The sequence below is a fragment of the Naasia aerilata genome (assembly GCF_030296595.1).
GTDB lineage: Bacteria > Actinomycetota > Actinomycetes > Actinomycetales > Microbacteriaceae > Naasia > Naasia aerilata.
In genome coordinates this window covers 2,816,934-2,837,880 of the sequence record NZ_AP027731.1, presented here as the reverse complement: position 1 = coordinate 2,837,880, position 20,947 = coordinate 2,816,934, and the positions used below count along the sequence as shown (strand labels likewise).

Below are 20,947 nucleotides of genomic sequence, written 5' to 3'. Positions count from 1 at the left end.
CCGACGTGGATCCGACACGATCCGACGATGACCAGTCCACCGCTGGCGCCCGGCGGAGCGCAACCGTCCGGAAATCGGTGGACAGCTCCTTCTGTGCGTTCCGCCCCGGGTCTACACTCCGGCCATGCAGGCTTCCGCGCCCGCGATCCCACGAGCGACGTCCCGATTCGGCGGGCACGCGCTCGACGCCGTGCTGTTCGCCGTTGCCGCGATCCTGCTCCTCGCCGACCTGACCATGGCGACGGCGTCCCGCGCGTGGACTGAGACGCCCGCCTACGCGTTCACCTACTACCCGGGGCTGATCGCGCTCGTCCTCGCCGCGGGCATCTCGCTCCGGATTCCGGGCCAGCTGGTCAACGGCCGGCTCATGCTCGGCATCGTGGCGGTGGCGGCGGTCGTCGACCAGCTGGCATTCGCGCCGGACGTCGGGCCCGCGTTCTTCCTGCAGGGCATCCTCTACAACTTCGTCCCCGCTCTGTTCGCCCACCTCCTTCTCCGCTGGCCGGAGGACCGCCTCCAGACGCGCCCGCAGCGGTGGATCCTCTGGGTCTTCTACCTCGTGCTCCCGCTCCTCACGTTCGGCTGGCAGGTCACGTGGAAGCTGGAGTGGTTCGGCGGCGGCACTGACGGGTGGTGGTGGCTCACCCTCGCTCCCGACGAGGCGCTCTCGACCGGGATCTACGTCGCGTGGGAGATCGTCACCCTTCTGGCCGTGGCGACCGCGCTGGTGCTGATCGCTCTCCGAATCGCCGCAGCACCGCGAGAGCGGAGACGGCTGCTCGTCCCGGTCGCGATCGCGGCCGCGCTGCTCGGGATCACGGTTCTCGTCTCCGGCCTGCAGGCGGTGTTCGGCTTCTTCTGGTTCGACACCGAGATCCTGCAGAACCTGGCGATCTTGGCGGTCGGCGGGGCCGTGCTCGTGGAGGACTGGCTGACGTCGCGATCCGGCCCGCGGTCCGGAGCGCTGCGCCCGAGGCCGGCTACCGATCGGCCGACCGAGGCAATTGCCGAAGTGCGGGACTCCTCGCCCAGCTCGGCGCTCCCGGTGGTCGGACCTCGCGCCCTGTGGCTCGCGATCGGAGCGGTCCTGGTCGCGGCGGCCGTGCTGCTCGGCGCGCTCCGGCTGGCGACGGCATCCGACGACTCGGTTCCGCATCCGGAGCCTCAGCCGGCTCCGCAGCTGCCCGAGGACATGGGACCGGCGCCCGGGATCTAGGAGCGCTGGGGAGCGGATCCGTCCGAGCATGAAAAAGCCCGGCCGTCCCTCCCAGAGAGGACGGCCGGGCCGAAGGTGCGCTGCCTTAGCGGACGGCGCCGCGGCGACGGTTGTTGGTCGCCGCGATCCAGATGAGGAGCACGATGATCGCGCCGATGATGGAGCCGATGATGCCGGACGGCTGGAGGAAGCCGCCGTTCGGGTCGGCGCCGAAGAGGAGGAAGCCGAGGAAGCCGCCCACGAAGGACCCGACGATCCCCAGCAGGATCGTCATTCCGATCGACATGCTCTGCTTGCCCGGCACGACCGCGCGAGCGATGAAGCCTGCGATCAGGCCGATGATGATGACGCTGATGATGAGACCAAGCCAGCCCATGATGTTCGCCTTCTGTTGGTGCACGGATGTGCGTGCGGTGTGACCCGACGTCTGCCGGGCTTAGGTACTATTCTTTCACCCCTGGAGGTGTTCCGGTACACCCCTAGGGGGATACCGTTCTTCTATGTCCGTCCCGTCGAAGCCGATCTGCATCGCCCTCGTCGATGACTACGACGTGGTGCTGATAGGTCTCGCCCATATGTTCGATCGCTACCGTGATCGCATTGTGGTCGCAGAAATTGATGCGAACCAGGCCTTGAATGATGAGATCGACATCGTCATGTACGACTCCTTCGCGCAGCCGGAGTCGGACGAGAAGGAGATCGCGGCCCTCCTGAAGAACCCGCGCGCCAGCAAGGTCGTGGTCTACACCTGGAACTTCCAGCCCGAGCTGATCGAGAGCGCGCGCAAGCAGGGCGTGCACGGATACCTCTCCAAGGCGCTGCCCGCACGGGAGCTCGTCGTGGCGCTCGAGCGCATCCACGACGGCGACATCGTCTTCACCGAGGCGCCCCGTCGGGCCAAGAGCGCCATGGGCCTCGACTGGCCAGGCCGGCGGGAGGGCATCACCGACCGGGAGTCGGAGATCCTCGCCCTCATCACGCAGGGCAAGAGCAACGAGGAGGTCGCGAAGCTGACCTACCTCAGCCCCAACACCCTCAAGTCGCACATCCGGAGCATCTACCGGAAGATCGGCGCGACCAGCCGGACCCAGGCGGTCCTCTGGGGTGTGGAGCACGGCTTCACGCCGGACAAGCACCGCATCGACCACTGGATGGGCGGGCCGTAGGAAGCGCTGCCGCCGCTCCTCGGCATCCTCCGTCGCGACACTGCGTCAAGGGTGCCGTCCGGGTGGGCACGGGGACGGACCCCGCCCGTAGGATCCGAAGCATGAGCGACCCGAACGCCCTCGATCCCGTCCGCGCCGCGCAGGCGGCCGCCGATGCCGCGGTCGCGGCCGCTCGCGAGGCGCAGGCCCAGGCGGAGGCTGCGGTGCAGCGCGCGCAGGAGATGGCGGCGGCAGCCGCGGCGCCGCCTGCAGCGTCCGCTCCTCCGGCGGCAGGGGCGAGCCCCACGCAGGCCGCGACAACCGCCGGGCCCCTCTCCGCAGCCCAGGTCGACGGCGTCCGGTCCGGCTACGCCTTCACCGGGCCGGCGCTCGAGATGGGTGCGCTCGTCAACGGCGACGCGCTGCCCGACGCACCGGTCCGCATTCCGCTCGCGATGACCAACCGCCACGGACTCGTCGCCGGCGCCACCGGTACCGGGAAGACCCGCACGCTGCAGGTGCTCGCCGAGCAGCTGTCGGCGCAGGGCGTCCCGGTGTTCGCCGCGGACATCAAGGGCGACCTGTCCGGCGTCGCGACCCCCGGCGCATCGAGCGACAAGCTCCTCGCCCGGACGAAGGGCATCGGGCAGACCTGGACGCCTGGCTCCTTCCCGACCGAGTACTTCTCGCTCGGCGGGCAGGGCACCGGCATCCCGATCCGCGCCACGGTGTCAGGCTTCGGGCCGCTGCTGCTCAGCAAGGTGCTCGGGCTCAACGACACCCAGGAGTCGAGCCTCGGGCTCGTGTTCCACTACGCCGAGGAGGCGCGGCTGCCGCTCCTCGACCTCGAGGACCTCCGGGCCGTGCTCAGCTACCTCGTCAGCGACGAGGGCAAGGGCGAGCTCGCGCAGCTCGGCGGGCTGTCCGGCGCGACCGTCGGCGTCATCCTCCGGAAGCTCGTCACCTTCGCCGACCAGGGCGCCGACGTGTTCTTCGGTGAGCCGGAGATCGACACCGCCGAGTTCCTCCGCACGACCCCGGAGGGCAAGGGCATCATCAGCCTCCTCGAGGTGCCCGGCGTGCAGAACCAGCCCGCCCTCTACTCGACCTTCCTCATGTGGCTGCTCGCCGACCTCTTCAACGACCTGCCCGAGGTCGGCGACCTCGACAAGCCGAAGCTCGTGTTCTTCTTCGACGAGGCGCACCTGCTGTTCGCCGATGCATCCAAGGCGTTCCTGACGTCGATCACCCAGACCGTGCGACTCATCCGGTCGAAGGGGTGGGCATCTTCTTCGTGACGCAGACGCCGAAGGATGTGCCGCGCGACGTGCTCGCCCAGCTCGGCTCACGCGTGCAGCACCAGCTGCGCGCCTTCACCCCGGAGGATGCCAAGGCGCTCAAGGCGACGGTGACGACGTTCCCGAACTCGGGCTACGACCTCGAGGAGGTCCTCACGACCCTCGGGACCGGCGAGGCGATCGTGACGGTGATGAACGAGCGCGGCGCTCCCAGCCCCGTGGCCTGGACGCGGCTGCGCGCGCCACAGGGGTCCATGTCGCCGACCCTGCCCGCCCAGATGGAGTCGGCGGTCGCCGCCTCTCCCCTGCTGCCCCGCTACGGGACGGCGATCGACCGGGATTCGGCCCGCGAGATCCTGGGCAAGAAGCTCGAGGCCGCGCACGCCGCGGCAGTCGCCGAGCAGCAGCGGATCGACCGCGCCAAGGCCGCCGCCGAGTTCGAGAAGCAGCAGGATGCCCTCGACCGGCAGCGCGCGAAGGAGGAGCGGGCGGCGCAGGCCGAGTACGAGCGCGAACTCAAGCGGTCCCGGACGCGGACCACCTCGTCCTCACGCTCGCGTGCGCCCAGGTCGCCGCTCGAGGAGGTCCTCGGCAGTCGCGTGACGCAGAAGATCCTCACCGGTGTGGTCGAGGGCATCTTCGGCACGCGCCGGCGGCGGTAGCGTCCGCGGCGTGACCAGAACCCCTCCCTTCTCCCCTGCTACGTCTTGGCGATGACCGGCGATACAAGGCGCCCGTGGCGCGCCCTTCCGCTGCTGCTCGCCGCCGTCGTGGGCGGGCTCATCGTCTGGTTCGTCCTGTCGGTCGCGGGGCTGCCGGCGGGAGAGACCGGTTCCCGCGTGCCGTCCACCCGCTCCGAGTCGGCGCCGAGCGCGCCCGTGCCGCGGGGAGCTCAGGAGGCGGTCGTCGAGCGGGTGGTCGATGGCGACACCGTCATCGTCGATCTCGAGGGCGCGCGGACGCGGATCCGGCTGCTCAACATCGACACCCCGGAGACGGTGGCCGAGGATCGGCCGATCGAGTGCCTGGGGCCGGAGGCGTCCGCGTTCACGAGGGAGTTGCTGCCTGAGGGGGCCGAGGTGCGGCTGGCCTTCGATGTGGAGCGCACCGATCAGTACGACCGCACGCTCGCGGCGGTCTTCACCGAGGACGGCCGGAACGTGAGCGTCGAGCTCGCCCGCCGCGGGCTCGGCCGGGCGGTGTCGTACGGCGACAACGTCCGCTGGTTCGACGACGTCGAGGAGGCCGAGGCGGATGCCCGGGACCAGCGGGTGGGGCTGTTCGACCCCGACCTGGAGTGTGCGCGCTAGGGGTCACTGACCTGCCGAGCAACGGTGGTACCTGAGGGGTGCCGTTGCGCGGATCAGGCAATCCCGGTTTCGACGCGGCGCGTCCTCCTGAACGGCGTGCGAAAACGGTCGACCACCTGATCCGCGAATAGTCCTGATCCGCGCAAGAGCGTAGAGGCGCAGACGGCCCCAGGCGCTGCCCCAGCCGAGCCGGTGCTCAAGCCCGAGCCCGGACGGCAGCGGCTACGGATCAGTCGGTGACGTACCAGGACGGGTCGTCGGGGAGGCAGTCCTGCACGGGGCGCTCCGCGAGTCGCGACCGGTCCGCATCCTTCGGCGCGGAGAAGGGGAAGTCGTCCATCAGAACCCCGTTTCACTCCTGGCGCCGCAGCTTCGGCGCCGATCCTTGATCCTCCGTGCCGGACCTTGCCGTACGCAGTGGTGATCAAGTGAACAGAGGAAGACCGGATCGTATTCCGAGCCATCCTCAGCCCCGGCGTCCCCCGCTTCGGCGCGACGCCCCGCCCGGCCGCGGCGCACCGAAACAGGTCTGCCGCGCCTACATCGATCTGCCCACCGGGTCAGGTGACGGGCGCCGCCTCCCGGGCCTTGAGGTCCTTCCGCAGGATCTTCCCCGAGGCGGACTTGGGCACCACGTCGATGAACTCGACGAGCCGCACCTTCTTGTAGGGCGCGACCCGCTCGGCGACGAACGCCATGACGTCGTCCTCGGTGGCCTCCGCACCGGGAGCCCGGACGACGAACGCCTTCGGCACTTCCCCCGCCTCCTCGCTGGCGACGCCGACGACGGCGGCATCCGCGATCCCCGGGTGCGTGAGCAGCAGCGCCTCGAGCTCGGCGGGGGCGACCTGGTAGCCCTTGTACTTGATGAGCTCCTTCAGCCGGTCGACGATGTAGAAGACGCCGTCCGAGTCGACGGACGCGATGTCGCCCGTGTGCAGGAAGCCCTCGTCGTCGATCGTCGCCCGCGTCGCGTCCTCGCGGTTGAGGTAGCCGATCATCACGTTCGGACCGCGGACGAGGAGCTCGCCGGGCGCGCTGCGTCCTTCCGCGGGCGGCTCGATCTCCTCGCCCGTCTCGGTGTCGATCAGCTTGGACTCGACGTTCGCGACCGGCACCCCGATCGAGCCGAGCGAGAGGTCGTCGCGATCCGGCGGGATGACGTGCGAGACCGGGCTCAGCTCCGTCATGCCGTAGCCCTGGCGGACTCGTGCGCCGATTCGCTGTGCGACCGCGTTGCCGAGCGCCTCGTCGAACGGCGCGGCGCCGGAGAGGATCGCGCGGACGGACGAGAGGTCGTACTCGTCGACGAGCGGATGCTTGGCGAGGGCGACCCCGACCGGCGGGGCGATGAAGAGGTATGTGCAGCCGTGGTCCTGGATGATCCGCAGGAACTCGGCCAGGTCGAACCGCGGCATCGTCACGAGTCGGGCGCGGCGCTTGAGCGCGATGTTGAGCAGCACCGTCATCCCGTAGATGTGGAAGAACGGCAGCAGGGCGAGCACCCGGTCGTTGCGGGTCACGTCGAGCACGGCCTTGCACTGCTCGACGTTCGCGACCAGGTTGCGGTGGCTCAGCTCGACGCCCTTCGGCACGCCGGTCGTGCCCGACGAGTACGGCAGCACGGCGATGTGGGTGGCCGGGTCGATGTCGATCCGCGGCGCCTTCCGCCCCTCCCCCAGCAGGTCCCGCAGCGACGGGTGACCGGGTGCGCCGTCGAGCACGACGAGGTGGTCCGGACGGAGGCCCAGGCGGGCGGCCGCGTCCTCGGCGCCGGGAAGCAGCGGGGAGACGGTGAAGAGCCAGGTCGCCTCGGCATCCTTCAGCTGGCGGGCGATCTCCTCGCCGGTCGCGAGCGAGTTGATCGTCGTCGCGGTCGCGCCGGCCCGGAGGATGCCGTGGAAGACGGTCGCGAACGCGGGCACGTTGGGGCACAGGAGCCCGACGACGGTGCCGACGCCGACGTGCCGGGCGGCCAGGGCTCCGGCGAGGAGGTTGATCTGGCCGATCAGCTGCTTGTAGGTGGTCTCCGCGCCGGTGCTGCCGTCGACGAGTGCGACCCGCTCCAGCTCATCCGCATCCAGCCCGTCGAAGAGGAAGTCGAAGACGCTCAAGTCCGGAATGGGGACGTCTGGGAACGGGCTGCGGATCATTCGATCTCCTTTGATCGGGTGCCGGGCGAGTGTACCGATCCTGACGGGGAGAACAGGGCCGGGCAAGATCCCCGAAATCGCCCGGCGGGAGGCGGCCGGGACCGCGTAGCCTCGGACCCACAGGGTCAGAGGGCTCTTTGCAGGGAGGGCAGGGCAATGGGCGAGAAATCCGTTCGCGGAGGTCACGACAAGACGGCCGCCGCCAAGACGCTCAAGGAGAAGCGGCTGGCCAAGCACGACAAGGAAGCCAGCAAGGCACGCAGCGAGAACACCGACGCGGTGTCGAAGGTCAAGAAGCGCAGCTCCTAGCGGATGCGTCGCCGCCTGCTCTGGTAGGCGGCGACGTCGCGTTCGCCCCTGCCGCGGCGGGCGCCGCGCCTACGCAGCCGAGGTGAGCGACTCCCTCGACTCGCGGGCGCCATCCCGAGCCGCCGCGGTCTCGTGCGGGCCCAGGAAGTGCCGCTTCAGCACGCGCCGCCACTTGTTGGACGGCAGGTCCGGCTGGAGCGCGGCGAGGCCGACCCCGTACTTGGAGATGCCGACCGGTCGGTGCCCCGCGCGCCACAGCAGCTTGTCGACGACGGACGCGCCGCCCGCCGACTTGGACTCCACCACGGCGAGCTCCGGAAGGACGAGACGGCGCTGATCGTCGACGACCCACTCGAGGTCGACGTCGATGGTGGCCCGGGCGCCCGAGGACGGGATGTAGAGGGTGCTCCGCGAGTACCGGGTGATCAGCGTCGGAGCCAGCGGCGTCTCGGTGAGGTCGGCGACGCCGGACTCCCCCAGCACCGCGTTGACGTACTCGCGCCCCTCGGCGGTGAGGACGTCGCGGTCCTCCATCGTGTACTCGAGGCGGTCCTTGATGGTGAGGCTGCGGCCTCCCGCGGTCTTCACCTCGAGGAAGCAGGCGCCGGTGTCCAGGTAGGCGCGCGTCCGGATCTTGAACTTGCGGCGCCGCTTGCGAGCCGCGCTCAGGTAGCTGGCGAGGTCGGGGGTGTCGAAGTAGACGGACTCGTAGGCGGACGAGCGGGATCCGCCGAAGTCGAGGACGCGGCAGTCGTCGCCGAGACCGCGCAGCACCCGGTCGAGGTCGTCTCGGGGCACCAGGTACTTGCGGTCGACGCGGGTCTGCAGGGCCGCGACCGCGTTGAGGTCGTCGAGCGAGATGGGCTGCATCTCCAGCAGCCGGTCGGCGGTGGACATCAGCGGCTCACCGAGACGATGGCCGGGTCGCGGGAGTCGGCGGCGCCGGCGTCGGTCGCGCTGCTGCGCGGCAGCTGATACCTCACCTCCACGGCCGTCGTGTCGTTGACGAGGTCGACCTGGCGCACCTGCACCGAGTGCACGCGGGCGACCAGGAGGTGCTCGAGCTCCTTGACGAGCTCGCGCTCGTCGATGATCGCCCGGTCCAGCACGACGACCTGCTCGCGGTAGCGGCGGAAGAGGCGCGGGTGGTCGCCGACGAAGAGCGCGACGAGGACGAGTGCCATGAGGCCGACCGGGAGGAGGTCGGTGGTGTCGTTCATGCCGGCGAGGAGGCCAAGCGCGAGGGCGGCGAAGAAGTAGGCCACCTCGTGCTGCGAGATCTCGTAGGAGCGGAGCCGGATGATCGACAGGACGCCCATCAGGCCGAGGCCGAGCCCCAGGGCGACGCCCTCCGCGGAGGAGAGGACCTCCACGACCGCCAGCACGCCGATGTTGACGCAGAGGTAGGCGGGAACGAGGTCGCGGCGGCGGTGCCGGGGGAAGTAGAGGCCGAAGGTGAGGATCAGGATCGCCGCGATGTCGAGGCCGATCAGGGCGTATTGGGGCACGAGGGACTCCTGGGTAGGGAGAGCCAGGTCGGGTTGCCTGGAAACGTAGGTCGGGTACCTGGAAAAAACTATGGCCGGATCTGCCGCGTCTCCGCCATAGGGAATTCGAAGAAACGCCGCAGAAAGCCGTCCCGAGTTTGCTTTCCGTTCACTTCGGGGCGATATAAGCGCTCGATCGGGCCGAGCCGCGGCTACGGTGCGGGCGGCATGGCGCGGCCGGTCGATGCGCGACTCCGGCCCCGCAGACGGGCGATCAGGAGTCCGACGGCTCGCCAGCCGACGAGGAACACGCCGAGGACGAGCACCGCGACGACGACGAAGGCGGGGGCGATCCCCTGCCCGGTCGCCGCACGGAGCAGCATCCCGAGCACGACCGTGGCGGCCCAGACGACGGCCCCGGATCGCACCGCGAGGGGCGGCCGGCCCGAGCGGAGCAGCCAGCCGGCGAGGAGGCCCGCGAGGAACGGCAGCAGGGTGACGGCGAACCCGGCCTGGTCCTCGCCGTGGCTTGCCCGCCCGATCAGGACGAAGACCAGCACGAGGACGAGGTCGACCGCGAAGGCGAGGACGGAGCGGGTGCGGACGGTCATCCGTTCCACGCTAGCTCGCGCGTCCTCGACCCGTGCCTCGGCCGAACTGGCTGGGCGGTCACCGTCTCGGCAGGAGAATCCCGGCGACGACGAGCGCGACGCCGAGGAGCGGGGAGATCGCCTGGAGGACGACGAGCGGCGCGAACGCGATCAGCATCGGGTACACGAACGCCACCACGAGGAGCATCGCGATGACGAGGGCGCCCGCCCCGCCGCGGGACCGTCCCGCGGTGAGGAGCAGCGCGGCGACCAGGCCGCCGAATACGGCCGCCAGGTTGGCGATGTCCACGAGGATGCCGAGCGGCACGAAGAAGGAGATCAGCCGAACCGCCCAGCCGGCTGCGGCGACCGCGGCGGCCCCGCGCTCGGAGCCCACCATGGTCGCGGCGAGCAGCCCGAAGCCGATGGCCATCCCGGCGTGGAAGAGGACGCCGATCCAGAGGCTGTCGATCGGCAGGTTCGCGAACGGGGCGAGGAAGCCGATCAGCAGGACGAGTCCGGCCGCGGCGAGCACATAGGCGCCGACCTGGGACCGGGATGCGCGTGCGCGGGAACGGGCTCGTGCCGCCATGGGTTCTCCTGTCGTCGGGACTTCCTTCTCATTGAAGTGCCTGACGAGGATGGGGCGTCGGTGTCGCGTCGTGTGTCGGCGGACCCGCCCCGCCCTCCCGCGGAGCCGATGCGGAGCGGGGCGCTCAGAACCGGTCGAGACCCAGAACCCGGACGACCGCGATCCCCTGCTCCTCCGATTCGGCGAGGTCGACCTCGGCACGGATGCCCCAGTCGTGGTCGCCGGCGGGGTCATCGAGGATCTGCCGCACCTGCCAGGTCTCGGGGCCCTCCTCGACGAGGAGCATCGACGGGCCGCGCGCCTCCGGACCGGTGCCGATCGAGTCGTGCTCGGCGTAGTAGGCGTCGAGCGCCGTGCCCCAGCGGTCCGCGTCCATGCCGGACTCGGCGTCCAGCTCGCCGAGCTGCTCGGCCTGGTCGAGGGCGGCGAGCTGCACGCGGCGGAACAGCTCGTTGCGCACGAGGACGAGGAACGCCCTGCGGTTCGTCAGCACGCTCGGCGGGGGCGGCGGCACGACCGGAGCATCCGGATCGGCGGCGGGGTTGATGAGCTGCTCCCACTCGTCGACGAGGCTCGAGTCGACCTGGCGGACGAGCTCGCCCAGCCACTCGAGGATGTCGCTGAGCTCCTCGCGCTTGATCTCCTCGGGCACTGTCTGGCGCAGCGCGCGGTAGGCGTCGCTGAGGTAGCGGAGGACGAGCCCCTCGCTGCGGCCGAGCTGGTAGAAGGAGACGAACTCGCCGAAGGTCATCGCCCGCTCGAACATGTCGCGCACGACGGACTTGGGGCGGAGGGCGAAGTCGCGGATCCAGGGCTGGCTCGACGCGAACGTCTCGAACGCCTGCTCGAGCAGCTCCGCGAGCGGGCGCGGGTAGGTGATCCCCTCGAGGAGCTCCATGCGCTCCTCGTACTCGATGCCCTCGCGCTTCATGGCGGCGACCGCCTCGCCGCGCGCCTTGAACTCCTGCTGGGAGAGGACGGGCCGCGGGTCGTCGAGGGTCGACTCGATCACGCTAATGACGTCGAGCGCGTGGGTGGGCGCGTCGGGGTCGAGGAGCTCGAACGCGGCGAGGGCGAACGGTGACAGGGGCTGATTGAGCGCGAAGTTGGGCGGCAGGTCGACGAGCAGGCGCACCTGCCCGTTCGCGACCTCGACCACGCCGGCCGCCTTGAGGGTGCGGTAGATCCCGAGCGCTCGCCGCGCGAGCGGGTACTGCCGCGCGCGGGGCTCGTGGTTGTCGAAGACGAGGGCGCGGACGTTGCCGAGGACGTCTCCCCCGCGGCCGATGACGTTGATGAGCATCGCGGCGGTGAGCTGCATGCTGCTCGTCAGCGCCTCCGGCTCGGCGTCGATCAGCTTGCGGAAGCTCGGCTCACCCCAGGACACGAAGCCCTCCGGCGCCTTCTTGCGGATGATCTTCCGCTTCTTCTTCGGGTCGTCGCCCGCCTTCGCGATCGACTTCGCGTTCTCGATCTCGTGCTCGGGCGCCTGGACCATGACCGTGCCGGCCGTGTCGTAGCCCGCGCGGCCCGCCCGCCCGGCGATCTGGTGGAACTCGCGAGCGGTGAGGTGCCGCATCCGGGTGCCGTCGAACTTGGTGAGCCCGGTCAGCAGTACCGTCCGGATCGGGACGTTAATCCCGACGCCCAGGGTGTCGGTGCCGCAGATGACGCGCAGCATCCCACGCTGGGCGAGCTGCTCGACGAGGCGCCGGTACTTCGGCAGCATCCCCGCGTGGTGGACTCCGATGCCGCCGCGCACCAGGCGGCTGAGGGTCCGGCCGAAGCCGGTGGTGAAGCGGAACCCGCCGATCTCCTCGGCGATCCGGTCGCGCGCCTCCCGGTCGACCACGCGGATGCTCGTCAGCGCCTGCGCGCGCTCCATCGCGGCCGCCTGCGAGAAGTGCACGACGTAGACGGGCGCCTGCGCGGTGTGCAGGAGCTCCTCGACCGTCTCCTGGACCGGGGTGCCGGCGTAGAAGAAGTGCAGCGGGACCGGGCGCTCGACGCTCGTGACCTGCGCGGTGGCGCGGCCGGTGCGGCGGCTGAGGTCGTCGGCGATCTTGCTGACATCACCGAGCGTCGCGGACATGAGGATGAACTGCGCACGCGGCAGCGTCAGCAGCGGCACCTGCCACGCCCAGCCGCGGTCGGGGTCGGAGTAGAAGTGGAACTCGTCCATCACGACCTGGTCGACCGGGGTGTCCGGGCCCCTCCGGAGGGCGATGTTGGCGAGGATCTCGGCGGTGCAGCAGATGATGGGCGCGTCGGGGTTCACCGCGGAGTCCCCGGTGACCATGCCCACGTTCTGAGCCCCGAACACGTCGACGAGGGCGAAGAACTTCTCGCTGACCAGGGCCTTGATCGGCGCCGTGTAGTACGTCCGCTTGCCCTGCGCGACCGCGGTAGCGTGCGCCGCGACGGCGACGAGGGACTTCCCGCTGCCGGTCGGCGTCGCGAGGATCACGTTCGAGCCGGTGACGATCTCGAGGAGCGCCTCGTCCTGGGCCGGGTAGAGGCTGAACCCCTGCTCCTCCGCCCAGTCGACGAAGGCGCTGTAGGCGGCGTCCGGGTCGTCGGTCGCCGGCATCCGGTCGAGGAGGGGCATCCTCTGAAGTCTCCCCTACCGCGCCGGGCGGGCCGAATCGCGGGCGTGCGCCGTTCGCGGGCAGAAGGCGCTGTCCAAACCAAGGAGATCGGCGCGGGTCGTGGACATGTCATGCGGATCCAGGGCCCCGGAGCGCCGAATCTCCTTGATTTGGTCAGGTGGCGAGGGGCGGCTGACGCCGTCACCGGTTCGGGGGCCGCCCTTTCTGGGAGTATCCCGGGCCTTCGCTGAGCCGGTAGCGTGGCGAGCCCAATCGGAAAGATCGCTCCATGACACTCACGACCGGCGCAGTGCGGCACGGGCTCCCGGGCCAGCTGCTCATCGAGGAGGTCGTCCGCCGGCAGGCCCGGCAGACGCCTCGCACGGCGTTCCAGCGCATGCTCGGCCGGTCGCCCATCAGCCAGAAGGATCTGCCCTGGTACACCGGGGCCAAGGGCGAGCTGATGGTCGGCGCGCTTCTCGACCGGCTGCCGGGGCAGTGGCGTGTGCTGCACTCGCTGCCCGTCGGTCCCGCCTCCGACATCGACCACATCGTCATCGGCCCTCCCGGCGTCTTCGTGATCAACACCAAGCACCACCGCAACAAGCGGGTGTGGGTCGCCGGCCGCGCGGTCCTCGTGGAGGGCCACCGGATGCCCTACATCGTCAAGGCGGAGCGAGAGGCGGCCCGCGTTACCGAGGCCCTCGCCCGCGCCGGCGTCTTCGGCACGCAGGTGACGCCCTTGGTCGCCGTCGTCGGGGCCGCCTCTCTCACGCTCCGCGAGCGGCCGGCCGTCCCGGTGCTCCGCGCCGAGCGCCTGATCTCCTGGCTCCGCACCCAGCCGGTGCGCCTCCAGGACGACGTGGTCGCCGAGTTCGCCCGCCGGCTCAGCCAGCCCGAGGTGTGGGCTGTGCTGCCCGAGTCGGTGCCGGACGCCCGGGCCCGTTTCGCCGCGATCGAGTCCGAGGTCGCCCGCGCTCGCGCCATCCGGCACGCCTGGGCCCTCATCGGCGCGCTCACGGTGCTGTCGTTCGGCCTGGTTACCGCCCAGTCGCTGCTCGGCGGAGTGGCGCTGGCGCTCTCCCACTGATCCGGCGGGACGGCTGCCTGCACCGGCGATTCCCGTCCAGCTGCGTTGCGCGCAGCTCAGCCGGCTCCCTCACCCGCGCGCCGTGACGCGGGTCGCCCACGCGGCGATCTCCGCCCGTCGCGTCAGCGCGAGCTTGGCCAGGATGTGCTCCACGTGCGCGGACGCCGTCTTCGGCGAGATCGTCAGCGCCGTGGCGATGTCCCGGTTGGTCGCTCCCCGGCCACCAGGAGGGCGACCTCCATCTCCCTCGCCGACAGTGGCCCCATCGTGTCCTGCTCCCCCGCTCGCCGGCCCGCCGCGTTCACCCGGCGCAGGACGGCGGCGGCGCCGGCGCGCTCGGCCCTCGTGCGAGCCTCGGCGAGATAATCGGCGGCGACAGCGGGCCGGCGGGAGCGCTCCGCGCAGCGCGCGAGGTCGACGAGGGCGTGCGTGCCCTCCCAGAAGCGCCGGCGGAGGCGCCACCCCGAGGCGGCACTCTCGAGCAGCGTGCGGGCGTGGCCGGTGTGTCCCTCGGCGAGCTCGATCAGGCCCTCCGCGTGGTCGAGGGCGGGCAGGGTGCCCGGGATGCCGCGGGTCGAGACGGATGCGGCGCCTCGGTCGAGCCAGCGCCGGGCGCCGGAGGTGTCGTGCTGCTCGAGCAGGGCGCGGACCCCCGTCACGACGAACGGGAACAGGTAGGCGGCGTCCTCGCGCCGCTCCGACTCCGTGACCCCGTGCTCGCAGAGGTCGAGGCACCCGGAGATGTCGCCGCTCAGGAGGGCGAGCTCCGCGAGACCCCAGATCGGCGGTGACAGCCGCTGCAGCTCCTGCATCCGCTCCCCCAGCGCGCGGGCCTCGGCGAGGTAGCCGGCGGCCTCGGGATCGCCGCGGCCAAGGGCGACGTAGCCGAGCGAGTAGAGCGCGGTGACGCGCGTCGTGATGCCGCCGCGGCCGTCCGCGAGAGCGCGCCGAGCCGCGAGGACGGCGCCGTCCCAGTCGCCGGTCGCCCAGAGGACGTGCGCCAGGTGGGACGTGAGGTAGTGGTGGTCGTTCCAGCGCTCGGTGCGGGCCGTGTAGTCGAGGCCGGCGCCGATGTACCGGTCGGCGCGGTCGTATTCGACCAGGACAGACGCGGACGTGCCGGCCATCCGATAGGTCCGGGCGGCCTCCGCCTCCCAGCCCTCGCGCACCGCGGTGTCGAGCGCCGCCTCGAGCAGCCGCCATCCCTCGCTGCCCTCGCCCGCGAAGACGAGCACCGAGCCGATCGTCGCGTCGATGTTGACGCGCAGCTCGGCCGCCCCGGCCTCCGCCGCGAGGCTCCGGGCCTGCTCGCCGAACGCGGCCGCGTCGTCGAGCCTCCGCTCCAGCATGTAGGCGGCGGAGAGGGAGGCGAGCAGGGCGGCTCGGACGGCGTCCGCCTCCGCGAGGGGCCGGCCGTCGAGGCGCGCGAGCGCGGACTGCAGGAGCGCGACCCGGTCGTCGAGGCCGTCGCCGAGGAGGTGCCGCACGGCCGCGAGCCGGGGCACCAGGGCTGCGCCGGCGAGCTCGTCGCCGATGTCGCGGTACAGGTCGATGGCCGCGGCGAGCTCCCGATCGGCGCCCTCGTTGTCGTCGGTCGCCGCGAGCTCCGCGGCGAGCCGGACCCGGAGGAGGGCCCGGTCGCCGGGCGTGGTGTCCGGCGGCTCGTTCCGCAGGGCACGCTGGTAGAGGCCCGCTGCCTCCCGGTGCGCGGAGACCCGGACGGCGTCGGCGGCGGCGCGGAGGGCGTGCTCGTAGGCCTGCGGCCCGAGGCCGGCCTTCTCGTACTGGTCCGACAGGTAGGAGGAGTGGAAGCCCGCCTGCACCGCGGCCTGCGCCGCGGCGGCGTGCAGCGACCGCCTCCGCCGGAGCGGCAGGTCGGCGTAGACGGCGTCACAGATGAGGGCGTGGCGGAACACGTACTCCCCGCGTCGGTGCGGGCGACGAGGTTGTGCTGCACGAGCTCCTCGAGCGCGTCCTCGACCGAATCCTGCGGCACTTCGGTGATCGCCTCGAGCAGTTGGAGGGGAAGGAGCGGCCGACGACCGACGCGGCCGCAGCGACCGACTGGGTCTCGGCGTGCAGCAGGGCCGACCGGGTGCGCACCGCCTCGGCGACGGTGTCCGGGAGCGCGGCGGGAGACCCGGCGGCGATCAGCTCCTCGATGTGCAGCGGGATGCCGTCGCTGTGCGACTGAAGGGCGTCGAGGAAGGCGGTCGAGGGCAGCGAGCCGGTGAGCGCCTCGGCCAGGACGGCCGTCTCCTCGCGGCCGAGGCGCGGCGGGTGGACCTCCTCCGCGAGCCGCTGTCCGAGAAGCCGGGCCCGCCACTGCGCGAGGGGCGTCCGCGGATACAGCTCGTCGCTGCGGTAGCTCGCGACCACCATCGCCGGCATGCCAGGCAGCGAGACGGCCAGTCGGTCGAGGACGTCGAGGCTCAGCTCATCGACCCAGTGCAGGTCCTCGATCCGCAGCAGGGTCGGCTCCTCATCGAGGAGGTCCCGGAGCAGGGCCCCGAGGTCGCCGACAAGGAGGCGCCGGTCGCTGCCGGCACCGGACCCGGCTGCTCGATCCTCGAGCAGGCGGCTCCGCAGCGCCGACCCCTGGCGCGCGCGCCCGAGCCGCGTGAGCTCGTCCGCGAGATCGAGCAGCAGCGATCCCGCCGCCTCCGCGTCGCGCGGATAGGCCGTCGCCCGGAGCACGCGCGCTTCGGGCGCAACCCGGGTGGCGAACTCGCCAAGCAGGCGCGTCTTGCCGATGCCGGCCTCGCCGGCCACGAGCAGCAGCGTCCCCGTCCCCGCCACCGCAGACGCCCAGCGCCGAAGCGCGAGGGAGAGCAGGTCGGCTCGTCCCACGAGCATCGGTGCTGTGCGTGCGCCGTCGGGGCGCTCCCCGGACATGGCGGAATTCTAGGACCGCCGCGGCCTTGATCGGGCGGATGACCGATGCCGGAGGAGTGCCCTCGTTCCAGGCTGGATGCATCAGGAAAGGAGTGCCGAGATGGCGCGATTCATGGACGTGCACGACGGATTCGTCGGTGTCACGAAGGACCAGCTGGCCGAGGCGCACGACGCCGACCTCGCGATCGAGGGCGAGGAGGGCGTGCACTTCGAGCACGCGTGGCTCGACCCGGAGAGCGGGAAGGTGTTCTGCCTCTCGTCGGGGCCGTCGAAGGAGGCTGTGATGCGGATCCACGAGCGGGCCGGCCACCCGACGGAGCAGGTGTACGAGCTCCCGATCGAGGTCTGAGCGGCTGGCGGAGGGGTGGCGGTCAGGTGCCGGAGGGCACGAGGCCGCTGCCCGTCTCCAGCGCCGACTTCAAACCGCTCAGCACGAACATCCACCCGGTTCCCGAGACGTCGGCGGCGGTGCCGGGCGACTGCTCGAGACGGTCATGGGTCAGGGTGAGGAGGGTCACTCCCCCGTCCTGCGGCTCGATCTCCCAGGTGACCTGGCTGGCCGGCTCCTCTCGGAGACTCTCGTCGTAGAGGGACCGCCAGCCCACCACCAGCCGGCGCGGCGGGTCGGACTCGAGGACGGTCTCATCCCCCCACAGCTCCATTCCATTCGGTGAGCGATAGCGGAAGGACGCGCCGGCCTCGCCCGTCGTCTCAACCCGTGCGCCGTAGAAGTACTGCGCTGTCCACTCCGGCTTGGTGATCGCATCCCAGACGGCCTCAGGTGTCGCCTTGATGAACAGGCGGTAGACCTGGGCTGCTCGGGGGTCGGGTTCGGTCATGACGGATCCTCCAGTTGCGCCTTGAGCTCGGCCAGCGCCGCGACGCGGCGCTCGGTGTACTTGTCGATCCAGCGGTCGTGGATGAGCCGGATCGGCACGGGGTTCAGGTAGTGCAGCTTCTGGCGCCCCGACTTGCGGGAGACCACCAGTCCGGCGTCCTCGAGCACCTTCAGGTGCTTCGCGACTCCGAAGCGGGACATCGGGAGGTCGGCCTCGAGCTCCGACAGAGTCCGAGCGTCCTGCTCGAACAAGCGATCGAGCAGGTGCCGTCGCGTCGGGTCCGCGAGCGCTCTGAACACCGCGTCGCCTTCCTCGTCCATGTTCCGACGATAGGTGACCGTTTGGTCACGTGTCAACGCGTCCGGCTCCCCGCATCACTGCGGACTATCCGCAACCGGAGACCGATGCGGTCTGTCCGGAGTGATGCGGGACGGGGACGGGCGGCTCCCCGGCCGCACCCAGGTCGGCGGGTGTTGGATGGCGGTATGGCACAGGCGTGGGTGGCGAACGGGTTCGGCGGGGTCGAGGTACTGGAGCTGGTGGACATCGATGTCCCGGCGCCCGGGCCGGGCGAGGTGACGATCGACGTGCGTGCTGCGGGGCTCAACCCCACCGACTACAAGCAGTACGCGCCGGGCCGGCAGGGCGAGCTGCCCATGCGGCTCGGCAACGAGCTCGCGGGCGTGGTGACCGCGACCGGCCCCGACACCCAGCTCGCGAGCGGCGGCGGCGCGGTCGGCGACGAGGTGCTCGCCTTCCGGGTGCGCGGCGCCATGGCGACCGTGCTCACCATCCCGGCGAAGGACGTGTTCGCGAAGCCCGCGGCCCTCGGCTTCCCGGAGGCGGCGAACCTGCTGCTCGCGGGCACGACCGCGGCGGAGATGCTGTACCGCACCGGCGTGAAGCAGGGCGACACGATCGTCGTGCACGGCGCGTCCGGCGCCGTCGGCGTGAGCGTGCTCCAGCAGGGACGCGAGCTGGGCGTCCGGATGATCGGAACGGCCAGCCAGTCGAACTTCGAGCAGGTGCGTCTCTTCGGCGGCGAGCCCGTCGCCTACGGGGAGGGCCTGGAGGAGCGCATCCGGGCGCTCGCTCCCGGTGGCGTCGATGCGTCCCTCGACACGGTCGGCACCGACGAGGCCGTCGACGTCTCGCTCGCGACGACCCGGGATCGGTCCCGCATCCTGACCATCGCCGCCTTCGGTCGCGCCCAGCGCGACGGCATCGTCGTGATCGGCGGAACGATGCCGGAGAGCGCGAAGTTCCGTGACGCGATCCGCCCGAGACTGATCGAGCTGGCGGCGGACTGGAAGCTCGTCGTGCCGGTCGCGCGCACCTTCCCCTTCGAGGAGGCTCCGGCCGCGCTCGAGCTCCTCAGCACCGGACACCCGGGCGGCAAGCTGGCCCTCGTCCGGTAGACGGCCCCCGGTCGGCGGCGCGCAGGGCTCAGACGAGCGTCGGCTGTCCGCCGATCGCCGACGATCGCCGGGCCGCGATGAGGATGGCCGTGACGGCGCCCGCAGCGGCGACCGCGAGCGCCAGCCCGGCGACGAGGATGCCGCCCGACGGCGCGACCACCGACTGCCCCGCGAGCGCCTGCCACGTGACGAGCGCCACGGTCGCGGCGTAGGCGACCGCGGCGACCGCGACGAGGCGCAGCCGGGGAACGGGCGCCGCGAGGAGGCGGACGCGCCGTCCCACGAGCTCGAGGGCGATCGCGACGAGCGGCAGCGCCTGCAGCGCGTGCATGCCGACGAAGTGCGGGATGCGCAGGTCGCCGCCCACCGTGCTCCAGCCAAGGAGAGGCAGGCCGGGCCCGCCGTCGGCTAGGCCGACCGTGTGAGCACCGGCGATGCCGTGCGCGTAGTCGGCGCCGTTGCCGAAGGTCATGAGGAACGCGAGCGCCATGCCGACGACGGCGAGGAGAGAGCCCGCGCGGATCGCGAGGGTGCGTGCCGGGTCTCCGAGCGGCGTGCGGAGGAGCACGAAGGCGACGAGCAGCGACATCACCCAGACGACGCCGATCGTGCCGGCCATGACGGCCCAGAGGGCGACGTGCAGCGGGGTCGCGACGTTGAAGTGGCTCGTCTCGCCGATCGCCGCGACGCCCACGATGATCGCGAGCTCGATCGCGAGGCCGGCGGTCGTGATCGTGCCCGCACGGCGGGCCAATCGGCGGCCCCGCGGGAGCTGGCCGATCAGCCACGCGAAGGTCACCGCGTAGATCCCGGTGGACAGAGCGAACTTGAGCGGCTTCGCCCACACGCTGAGCCCGGTCACCTGCCGCGGGTCGACGAGCATGCCGATGGCCGAGACGACCGCCAGCACCGCCATGGCCGCGGCCAGCGCTACAAGCGGGCGATGCCACCGCACCGGGACGGGAGCGAGCCAGGCGCGGGCGGCGGGGCGGGAGGCGAGAGTGGTCATGCCTCAAGGCTGGTCGCTCGGCGCGGCGGCCGGCATCGACCGGGTGACCGGTGTTCTGCGGCGTCCCGGTCCACCGATCGACTGATGCGAGGGTCGGCCGAGGTGGCAGTCGATGCTGCTTCCCCGCGCTCAAAGGGACATCACGTGCCACCTCGCGGGGCGCCTCCGAGCGGGCCGCGCGCCTAGGCTGACGCTGTCCCGACCGGAGGAGCGCCGTGGAGTCCACCCTCGTCGACGTGGAGCTGCCGTCCCGCCTGCCCCGAGCCAGCCCGCACCTGCGCGGCGTCGTCGGCATCCCGAGCGGTGAGGGCCCATGGCCCGGAGTCGTCATGGTGCACGAGGCGTTCGGACTCAACGACACCATGCGCCGCCAGGTGGAGCGCATGGCGGCTGCGGGCTTCCTCGTCCTCATGCCGGACCTGTTCGTCGAGGGCGGGCCCCGCAAGTGCCTGCGCTCCACCTTTCGGGACATCCTGCGCGGCGAGGGCCGCAGCTTCGACGACGTCGAGACCGCCCGGCGTTTCCTGGTCGCGCGAGAGGACTGCACGGGCCGGATCGGCGTCCTCGGCTTCTGCATGGGCGGCGGGTTCGCGCTCATGGCGGCGAAGGGCAAGGGCTTCGGGGCGGTGTCGGCCAACTACGGGGTGCTACCGCGGGACATCGACGCGACCCTGGCGGGCGCGTGCCCCATCGTCGCGAGCTACGGCCGCCGGGACCTCACCCTCCGGGGATCCGCGAAGAAGCTCGAGGCGGCCCTCACCCGCCTCGACGTTCCGCACGACGTGGTGGAGTATCCGACGGCCGGCCACAGCTTCCTCGACGACACCGACGAGGACACCCCGGCCTTCCTGCGCCCCCTGCTGCGGGTGGTGCTGGGCGCCGGTCCGGATCCGGCCGCGACGGCGGACGCCTGGCGGAGGATCGACGGGTTCTTCCGGAAGCACCTCGCCGAGGCCTGACGAGTTGCCGCCTTCCGCCCCTCCAGCACGGAGATAGGGGCGGAAAGCA

General features: G+C 71.5%; 21 protein-coding genes and 1 pseudogene. 9 read left to right on the top strand and 13 right to left on the bottom strand.

The annotated features are described in order from the left end of the window. The first annotated feature begins 124 nt into the window (after window positions 1-124). Window positions 125-1,216, top strand: a complete 1,092-nt coding sequence (locus QUE51_RS14740) for a hypothetical protein (protein ID WP_286277114.1) — start codon at window positions 125-127, stop codon at window positions 1,214-1,216. A gap of 85 nt (window positions 1,217-1,301) precedes the next feature. On the opposite strand, the gene QUE51_RS14735 is transcribed toward QUE51_RS14740, so the two are convergent. After that, a complete protein-coding gene (locus QUE51_RS14735) occupies window positions 1,302-1,592 on the bottom strand; it encodes a GlsB/YeaQ/YmgE family stress response membrane protein (RefSeq protein ID WP_286277113.1) in 291 nt (96 codons plus the stop codon). Between the two features lie 124 nt (window positions 1,593-1,716). On the opposite strand from QUE51_RS14735, the gene QUE51_RS14730 reads away from it, so the two are divergent. From QUE51_RS14730 to QUE51_RS14720, 3 genes and pseudogenes are all read left to right on the top strand, one after another. After that, window positions 1,717-2,382, top strand: a complete 666-nt coding sequence (locus QUE51_RS14730) for a response regulator transcription factor (protein ID WP_286277112.1) — start codon at window positions 1,717-1,719, stop codon at window positions 2,380-2,382. A gap of 101 nt (window positions 2,383-2,483) precedes the next feature. After that, window positions 2,484-4,321 (top strand): annotated as a pseudogene (locus QUE51_RS14725) (helicase HerA-like domain-containing protein). 51 nt (window positions 4,322-4,372) lie between these two features. Next, entirely contained in the window at window positions 4,373-4,969 is a 597-nt protein-coding gene (locus QUE51_RS14720) for a thermonuclease family protein (protein ID WP_286277111.1), read from the top strand. A 560-nt stretch (window positions 4,970-5,529) separates the two neighbouring features. Here QUE51_RS14720 and QUE51_RS14715 read toward each other — a convergent pair. Continuing rightward, complete coding sequence (locus QUE51_RS14715; RefSeq protein WP_286277110.1) at window positions 5,530-7,122, bottom strand: AMP-binding protein; 1,593 nt, start codon at window positions 7,120-7,122, stop codon at window positions 5,530-5,532. Between the two features lie 156 nt (window positions 7,123-7,278). Here QUE51_RS14715 and QUE51_RS14710 point away from each other — a divergent pair, with 156 nt between their 5' ends. Further along, a complete protein-coding gene (locus QUE51_RS14710; RefSeq protein WP_286277109.1) occupies window positions 7,279-7,431 on the top strand; it encodes a hypothetical protein in 153 nt (50 codons plus the stop codon). A gap of 69 nt (window positions 7,432-7,500) precedes the next feature. On the opposite strand, the gene QUE51_RS14705 is transcribed toward QUE51_RS14710, so the two are convergent. The 5 genes from QUE51_RS14705 to QUE51_RS14685 all read right to left on the bottom strand — a co-directional run bounded on the left by QUE51_RS14705 (window position 7,501) and on the right by QUE51_RS14685 (window position 12,708). Then, a complete protein-coding gene (locus tag QUE51_RS14705) occupies window positions 7,501-8,328 on the bottom strand; it encodes a polyphosphate polymerase domain-containing protein (RefSeq protein ID WP_286277108.1) in 828 nt (275 codons plus the stop codon). Then, window positions 8,328-8,939: a DUF4956 domain-containing protein gene (locus tag QUE51_RS14700; RefSeq protein WP_286277107.1), complete on the bottom strand. Its 612-nt coding sequence runs from the start codon at window positions 8,937-8,939 to the stop codon at window positions 8,328-8,330. The genes QUE51_RS14705 and QUE51_RS14700 overlap by 1 nt, the downstream gene beginning before the upstream one ends. A 191-nt stretch (window positions 8,940-9,130) precedes the next feature. Then, entirely contained in the window at window positions 9,131-9,529 is a 399-nt protein-coding gene (locus tag QUE51_RS14695; protein ID WP_286277105.1) for a DUF3054 domain-containing protein, read from the bottom strand. Window positions 9,530-9,587: 58 nt separating this feature from the next. Next, window positions 9,588-10,100, bottom strand: a complete 513-nt coding sequence (locus QUE51_RS14690) for a hypothetical protein (RefSeq protein WP_286277104.1) — start codon at window positions 10,098-10,100, stop codon at window positions 9,588-9,590. A gap of 124 nt (window positions 10,101-10,224) precedes the next feature. Then, on the bottom strand, window positions 10,225-12,708 hold the full coding sequence (locus QUE51_RS14685; RefSeq protein ID WP_286277103.1) for a DEAD/DEAH box helicase: 2,484 nt from the start codon (window positions 12,706-12,708) through the stop codon (window positions 10,225-10,227). Between the two features lie 269 nt (window positions 12,709-12,977). On the opposite strand from QUE51_RS14685, the gene QUE51_RS14680 reads away from it, so the two are divergent. Continuing rightward, window positions 12,978-13,778, top strand: coding sequence for a nuclease-related domain-containing protein (locus tag QUE51_RS14680; RefSeq protein WP_286277102.1), 801 nt, complete (start codon window positions 12,978-12,980; stop codon window positions 13,776-13,778). Between the two features lie 69 nt (window positions 13,779-13,847). On the opposite strand, the gene QUE51_RS18265 is transcribed toward QUE51_RS14680, so the two are convergent. From QUE51_RS18265 to QUE51_RS14670, 3 genes are read right to left on the bottom strand one after another with little or no spacing between them, the layout of a single operon-like run. Next, on the bottom strand, window positions 13,848-13,958 hold the full coding sequence (locus QUE51_RS18265; RefSeq protein ID WP_350226784.1) for a helix-turn-helix domain-containing protein: 111 nt from the start codon (window positions 13,956-13,958) through the stop codon (window positions 13,848-13,850). Between the two features lie 2 nt (window positions 13,959-13,960). Next, window positions 13,961-15,694 carry an ATP-binding protein gene (locus QUE51_RS14675; protein ID WP_286277101.1) on the bottom strand — a complete coding sequence of 578 codons (1,734 nt, stop codon included), beginning with the start codon at window positions 15,692-15,694 and terminating at the stop codon, window positions 13,961-13,963. Continuing rightward, window positions 15,669-16,673: an AAA family ATPase gene (locus tag QUE51_RS14670; protein WP_286277100.1), complete on the bottom strand. Its 1,005-nt coding sequence runs from the start codon at window positions 16,671-16,673 to the stop codon at window positions 15,669-15,671. Before QUE51_RS14670 ends, QUE51_RS14675 begins: the two co-directional genes overlap by 26 nt. A 100-nt stretch (window positions 16,674-16,773) precedes the next feature. Here QUE51_RS14670 and QUE51_RS14665 point away from each other — a divergent pair, with 100 nt between their 5' ends. Continuing rightward, a complete protein-coding gene (locus tag QUE51_RS14665) occupies window positions 16,774-17,022 on the top strand; it encodes an SCO4226 family nickel-binding protein (protein WP_286277099.1) in 249 nt (82 codons plus the stop codon). A 22-nt stretch (window positions 17,023-17,044) separates the two neighbouring features. On the opposite strand, the gene QUE51_RS14660 is transcribed toward QUE51_RS14665, so the two are convergent. Further along, complete coding sequence (locus tag QUE51_RS14660) at window positions 17,045-17,512, bottom strand: SRPBCC family protein (protein ID WP_286277097.1); 468 nt, start codon at window positions 17,510-17,512, stop codon at window positions 17,045-17,047. Next, window positions 17,509-17,832 carry an ArsR/SmtB family transcription factor gene (locus QUE51_RS14655; protein WP_286277095.1) on the bottom strand — a complete coding sequence of 108 codons (324 nt, stop codon included), beginning with the start codon at window positions 17,830-17,832 and terminating at the stop codon, window positions 17,509-17,511. The genes QUE51_RS14660 and QUE51_RS14655 overlap by 4 nt, the downstream gene beginning before the upstream one ends. A 165-nt stretch (window positions 17,833-17,997) precedes the next feature. Here QUE51_RS14655 and QUE51_RS14650 point away from each other — a divergent pair, with 165 nt between their 5' ends. After that, window positions 17,998-18,930, top strand: a complete 933-nt coding sequence (locus tag QUE51_RS14650) for an NADP-dependent oxidoreductase (protein ID WP_286277094.1) — start codon at window positions 17,998-18,000, stop codon at window positions 18,928-18,930. 28 nt (window positions 18,931-18,958) lie between these two features. On the opposite strand, the gene QUE51_RS14645 is transcribed toward QUE51_RS14650, so the two are convergent. After that, window positions 18,959-19,939 (bottom strand): hypothetical protein, encoded by a 981-nt coding sequence (locus tag QUE51_RS14645; RefSeq protein WP_286277092.1) that lies wholly within the window; start codon window positions 19,937-19,939, stop codon window positions 18,959-18,961. Window positions 19,940-20,154: 215 nt separating this feature from the next. Here QUE51_RS14645 and QUE51_RS14640 point away from each other — a divergent pair, with 215 nt between their 5' ends. Continuing rightward, window positions 20,155-20,898 carry a dienelactone hydrolase family protein gene (locus QUE51_RS14640; RefSeq protein WP_286277090.1) on the top strand — a complete coding sequence of 248 codons (744 nt, stop codon included), beginning with the start codon at window positions 20,155-20,157 and terminating at the stop codon, window positions 20,896-20,898. Window positions 20,899-20,947: the final 49 nt, after the last annotated feature.